Genomic DNA, 5,728 nt, shown 5'->3' on the forward strand with positions numbered 1-5,728 from the left:
ACCGGTAAGGTAACCTTAAAAGCTGAATCAGAAATTAAGGCTGGCTCTATCACTGCTAAAGATTTAGTAGCTGAGAAGGATCTAAAATCAGCTGGTAACATTACTGCTGATAAGTTAGATGCAAAATCAACAGTTGAGCTAACTGGTGGTGTTGTAAATGCTAAGGAAGTATCTTTAGCTAATATGACAACCATTATTGGTGGTGCAAGCTTAATTGCTGATAATGTAAATGGTGAAGGTGATATTAACGTTGGTAAAGACGATGATCCTAACGGCACAGGCTCTATTTATGCTAAGACCTTAACCTCTGCTGGTAAAATCTTCATTGACCCAGAGTTTGGTCAGCAGGCTGCATTTGTAGGTGCTGAGCATCTTGCTACAGATTCTAAAGGCATTGAAGTAACAACTGGCGATATTGTTGTAGGTAAGAATGCTGCATTAGCTGTCGGCGTTTCTTCTGTAGAGCAGGCTCGTTCAGTTCTCTCATCCCTAGGATTGACCGATGCAAACGGCTCATTCAAACAGAATGGCGTAAAGAATGCTATCTATACTGATGCATTAGTAAAACTAGGCACAGGTAAAGGCCTGACTGTTGATTCAGATGCAAATCCTGCAACCCCAGGTGTAATCACACTCGGTGACAAGTCAGCTGTTGTAATCGGCAAGAATGCTGCTGCTAAGTCTGTAGCAACAGGTAAGGCTGTTTTAACTGCTGATATTAATGGTACAGGTGTAACAGTAGCTGGTAAGTCTAAAGTTATCTTTGCTGGTAATGCAACCAAGCAGGATATTAAGGACGTTAAGGTATTTGGTAATGCTGATAATGGTGGTACTGTTATATCCGCTGCTGATGCAGACAAGGTATCAGTTCAGTTAAGCCCTCTGTACAATGAAGCTAAACTGACTGTTGATGGTGGTATCACTGATATTACTGTAAACCGTGGCTATATCAACACTGCTTTATACAATGCTTCTTTACCTGTAAAGAACCTTGTTGCAGAAGTTGCTGATACAGCTCTAACAGGTGATGGTGTTGGCTCTGATTTCATCATGGAAAATGCACTTGTTGATGGTGGTGCTAACATTGAATCTGCAGCACGTCTTGCAACCTTCGGTGGTGCATACCAGGCAGCAGCTGCCGCTGTAAATACCGGTATAGACGCAGCACAGGCTCGTTTAGGCTTAGGTATCGACAACTCAGCTGAAGTAAAGGGTGAAGATATTTCTGTATGGGCTAATGCAGTCTATAAGAATACAGATTCTGACTCTTTCGAGGCTCAGGGTGCAAACTACGGTGCTGATCTTGATTTAACATCATTGGTAATCGGTGCTGATTACAATATGGCTGAAGGCTCTAAGGTTGGTGCTTATGCAACCTTCGGTACTGGTGATGTTGATGGCAAAGGCGCAGGTCACAACGTTAAGAACGATGTTGATACATACGGCTTTGGTATCTACGGTTCAGCTAAGTTAGCATCAGGTGTTTCAATCCTGTCAGATGTTGGCTATACAGTTGCTCAGAACGAGTTCAAGGGCATTGTAAATGCTGATGCTGATATGAAGGTATTCACTGCCGGTGCTAATGTTAAGTACACCTTCAACACTCAGGTTGCAGACATTTCTCCTTTCGTTGGTGCTCGTTATACAAGCTTCAACTTAGAGAGCTATGCTGTTAAGAGTGCAAAGGGTATCGTTGCATACACAGATGCTGATACAGCTCATATCTTCTCAATCCCTGTAGGATTTGATTTATCTAAGCAGATTACTGCTGGCGAATGGAATGTAAAGCCTGCATTTACTGCTAAGGTAACATTCAATACAGGTGATAAGACTGTTTCATCATCAACTCAGTTTACTGGTGTAAAGAATACTCTGAACCTGGATGCTGAGGTTATGGATGATGTAACTTATAGCGTTGGTGCTAGTGTAAGCGCTGCCAAGGGTGCTGCAACCTTTGGTGCAGGCTTAAGCTACACCGGTTCATCTGAGACTAACGAACTGTCAGCTCAGATTGGTGCTCGCTACACATTCTAATCTTATATATCCTTTAGATTAGACAAGTAAGTTTAGCCAGGAGCTCGCTCCTGGCTATTTTGACTAAAAAGAGAGAAGTATATGCCTGGTATTGGTCAGATATTGTATATGATAGCTTTTAATGCAGTTGCGGCATTGATAGCTGCTTATATTTCTGAAAACTGTGGTGAAAAGCTTAAAGGATACAGAGATCTCCCATTTATCTGCTGGATGACATTTTTTGTAATCTCAATATTCCTACTGTTCATATAAGCACTTTGAATACACTCAAGTGCTTTCCTTGATAACTTATTTATCTTTGCTGAATGCTTTATAGATTCTGTTTAATGAATTAGACTGTTTTCTGTCTTTTCTGATATTACAGAGTACATCATTAAGTTTCTTTTCAAGAAGCTGCATCTGCTGTTTTCTTACTTCGCATTCATAGAGAATAGATTCAATTCTTTTTTCTAGATCGTCATTATCGGTTATTTTCTTGTTTTCATAATCTATGATCCTTGAAATGCAAGACAAATGCATTCCGCTGTTTCTGGCCGCTTTAATAAACTGTAATCTCTCAACGCTTTTTTCATCATATATTCTTTGGCCACTAAGTGATCTGTTTACTGGCGTGATCAGTTTTTTTTCTTCAAAAAATCGTATTGTAGTTACAGGAAAACCTGTAAGTTTTGAAAGTTCACCGATCTTCATAACAAAGTCCTTGTCTCTACAGTTACTGTAGATTTTATACTTCAGCTACAGTCGGTTCAACAATTATGGAGATATGTTATGAAATTTGAACAGATAAGAGGTGCCACAAGCATTGTAACCTATGCAGGAGTAAGATTTTTAGTTGATCCTATGCTTGCAAAGAAATTTGCATATCCTGATGTACCAACAACAATAAACTGTGCAAAAGGAAATCCAACAACGGAGCTGCCCTGTCCTGTAGACGAGCTTTTTAATGTTGATGCTCTTTTAGTGACACATCTACATTTTGACCACTTTGATGAGGCCGCAAAACAGCTGATTCCAAAGGATATTCCTGTAATAGTTTCAAACAGTAAAGATGCCTGGTTCATGAATGATATAGGATTTAAAACTGTTATAAATGCGCAGGATGGCAGTTCATTCAAAGATATAAAAATCAGTGTTACAGACTGTGAACATGGAGATGGTGATCCTGTTGTCCACAAGATTTTCAAAGATAAAGGAATTGATGGAACAGCACATGGTTTTGTGCTTGAATCACCAAAAGAAAAAGGCTCTTTTTATCTGGCTGGAGATACAATCCTATATGAAAGTGTTTTTGAAGCAATTGAAAAATTCAAACCTTATGTAATGGCTGTTAATGCGGCATGTGCTCAGATGTGTCCATCACACAGCATAATGATGGGACTTGATGATGTTAGAGTTCTTTGCAGATATGTTAAGAATATCAGTATAGTTGCAACACATCTTGACTGTGTATCACATGCAACAGTAAGTGCAGACAGCTTAAGAGCCTATGGAAAGCTTGAGAATCTAACAAATCTTTTTGTACCTGCTCAAAAGGAATGTATAGAGTTTTAGCAACAAAAAAAGTCCATTAACAAAAGTTAATGGACTAGTCTGATTTTGAGTATTAACGATTTTTAAACTGTAAACTTGCTTACCATATTCATCAAGGTTACAACCTGATCGTTTGAATCCTTGATTTCGCTGTTAACGAAATTGATAGAATTTGACAGATCCTTAGAACCATCGGTAATTGATTTCATGTTTGTTGAAATCTCCTGAGTTGCAACAGTCTGCTGTTCTGCAGCAGTAGCAATCTGAGTGATCTGCTCTGATACGGTATTAACCATAGTAGTCAGATTACCAAGGATAGATTCAACCTGTGAGCTTTCCTCTGAAAGTTCATCCATTACAACTACTGATTCCTGGATTGCAGAATCTGCTACAGACGCATCTGTCTGGATCTTTGAAACCATAGCTGTGATTTCGTTTGTAGATGCTGTAGTTCTTGATGCTAAAGCACGAACTTCATCAGCTACAACAGCAAAGCCTTTACCTGCTTCACCTGCGCGAGCTGCCTCAATTGCAGCATTTAAAGCTAAAAGGTTAGTCTGAGATGCAATGTCATCAATTGTGTTAACAATGCTTTCAATCTTCTGAACCTGAACTGACAGATTCTGAACAAGAACAGCATCTTCTTTTGACTTCTTAACCTGATTTGCAATCTTGTCAATGATAGTCTGAACCTTATTTACACCATCAGTTGTTGATGCTGCTGACTCCTGCGCTGCAACAGTTGCGTTTTCACAGTTCTTTGCAATATCGCTTGTTGTAAGAACCATTTCTTCAGATGCAGCAGCAACAGTTAAAGCTCTCTTCTGGTTTTCTTCTGCAGTTGCGTTGATCTTCTCTGAGGTATCTGACAGCTCATCAATTACTTTGCCAAGCTTGTTTGAAACATCAACAACCTTAAACATATCTTTGTGTAGGTTGTGTCTCATGTTTTCAAGATCGCAAGCTAGAGGATTGAACTCATCTTTTCTATCGGTGCTGATCTTCTCAACAAGGTTGCCGTTAGCAAATACGCTGATGCTCTTACCGATGTTCTTGATTGCATTGACAATAATCATAGGAATTCTAAGAGCCATGATGACAGCAATAATAGCTTCAGCTGCAGCACATGCGATAATGATTAGAGCTGTTTTGTTTTTCTTAAGAGACTGCATAGCAGTTTTGGTTTCTTTTAGCTGCTTTGCGTTAACCTCAGCCATATTCTCTAAAAAGTTAGAATAGTAATAGCTAAGATTTGAAACATATACAGAGTTTGCAAGATTGTAGTCACCATCCTGAACAGCTGGCATGAATACATTGTTGAAAATATCGATATAATCTTTTGTGCTTTTTTTGATAGCGCCAATTTCAACAGGAAATCTTGTTGTCTGAAGCTTGTCAACTCTGAATTTTAGCTCTTCTAGAAGAGATGTCACATCTGCATTAGAGCCACCTCTCTGAGAGTTAGACGCAATTTTTCTAACAGCATCATTGAATTTGTTCATAGCGCTTGTAGATAATCTTGTTCTTTCATATCTCTGGTTTAGCTGATCGATTTTATCAACAGCAATTCCCTGAGAATTGTTCATGCTTGTAATTGCAATGAATGCAAGAAAAACAGTCATTAAAACAATAACTACATAGCTAGTAATAAGCTTTGATTTTATTGATGCTAGATTTATAAAGTTCATAAATACCTCGATTAACATCGATGTGTTAGTTGTAATTTATAAATTTAAAAATGTGCACACTAAAAAGCACATAAAGGTGAATATGATGAATATCACATTAAACAAAATTGTGATATACGTCAACATTTTTATTTGCAAAATTAGCGAATTTGCAATTAGACAGCATAAATAAGCCTTTTGATACATTAAGTTAGCTGAAGAAATTTTTTTGAAAAAAGTAATTTTTGAGATAGTCAAAAATAGTAAACTAAAATGTCAGATAGTGTATATTTGGTCAAATTATGAAAGTTTTTGTTTAAAAATGAGTATTACGTCAAAATAATTTTACTTGTCTGTAAAAAGTATTAAAAACCTTATGTACCAACGAATTAGAGCATTTATTATTATTTTTAGAGTTATTTTATGGAATTTTCGTTAAGCGCAAAAATGTAAAACTTTTACAGAAAAAGAAATTCTTGATTTGCAATGATGAATTA

5 protein-coding genes are annotated in these 5,728 nt (G+C 37.6%); 3 read left to right on the top strand and 2 right to left on the bottom strand.

Going from position 1 to position 5,728, the window contains the following annotated elements:
* The coding region (locus ACJML3_RS00015) for an autotransporter outer membrane beta-barrel domain-containing protein (protein ID WP_406019573.1) at window positions 1–2,034 on the top strand (2,034 nt) is incomplete at its 5' end.
* A gap of 81 nt (window positions 2,035–2,115) precedes the next feature.
* The gene (locus tag ACJML3_RS00020; protein ID WP_406019574.1) at window positions 2,116–2,286 is read left to right on the top strand and encodes a hypothetical protein; all 171 of its coding nucleotides are present in this window, start codon (window positions 2,116–2,118) and stop codon (window positions 2,284–2,286) included.
* A gap of 36 nt (window positions 2,287–2,322) precedes the next feature.
* On the opposite strand, the gene ACJML3_RS00025 is transcribed toward ACJML3_RS00020, so the two are convergent.
* Window positions 2,323–2,724 carry a MerR family transcriptional regulator gene (locus ACJML3_RS00025; RefSeq protein ID WP_406019575.1) on the bottom strand — a complete coding sequence of 134 codons (402 nt, stop codon included), beginning with the start codon at window positions 2,722–2,724 and terminating at the stop codon, window positions 2,323–2,325.
* A gap of 78 nt (window positions 2,725–2,802) precedes the next feature.
* On the opposite strand from ACJML3_RS00025, the gene ACJML3_RS00030 reads away from it, so the two are divergent.
* Complete coding sequence (locus ACJML3_RS00030) at window positions 2,803–3,585, top strand: MBL fold metallo-hydrolase (protein WP_406019576.1); 783 nt, start codon at window positions 2,803–2,805, stop codon at window positions 3,583–3,585.
* 62 nt (window positions 3,586–3,647) lie between these two features.
* Here ACJML3_RS00030 and ACJML3_RS00035 read toward each other — a convergent pair whose 3' ends face one another.
* The gene (locus tag ACJML3_RS00035) at window positions 3,648–5,252 is read right to left on the bottom strand and encodes a methyl-accepting chemotaxis protein (RefSeq protein ID WP_406019577.1); all 1,605 of its coding nucleotides are present in this window, start codon (window positions 5,250–5,252) and stop codon (window positions 3,648–3,650) included.
* Window positions 5,253–5,728: the final 476 nt, after the last annotated feature.

This window comes from Succinivibrio sp. (assembly GCF_045124615.1).
GTDB classification, from domain to species: Bacteria; Pseudomonadota; Gammaproteobacteria; order Enterobacterales; family Succinivibrionaceae; genus Succinivibrio; species Succinivibrio faecicola.

Bases quoted from the DNA above. Each gene is read 5' to 3' on its own strand.
- ACJML3_RS00020 (WP_406019574.1), top strand. From the start codon at position 2,116: ATGCCTGGTATTGGTCAGATATTGTATATGATAGCTTTTAATGCAGTT.
- ACJML3_RS00025 (WP_406019575.1), bottom strand. From the start codon at position 2,724: ATGAAGATCGGTGAACTTTCAAAACTTACAGGTTTTCCTGTAACTACA.
- ACJML3_RS00030 (WP_406019576.1), top strand. From the start codon at position 2,803: ATGAAATTTGAACAGATAAGAGGTGCCACAAGCATTGTAACCTATGCA.
- ACJML3_RS00035 (WP_406019577.1), bottom strand. From the start codon at position 5,252: ATGAACTTTATAAATCTAGCATCAATAAAATCAAAGCTTATTACTAGC.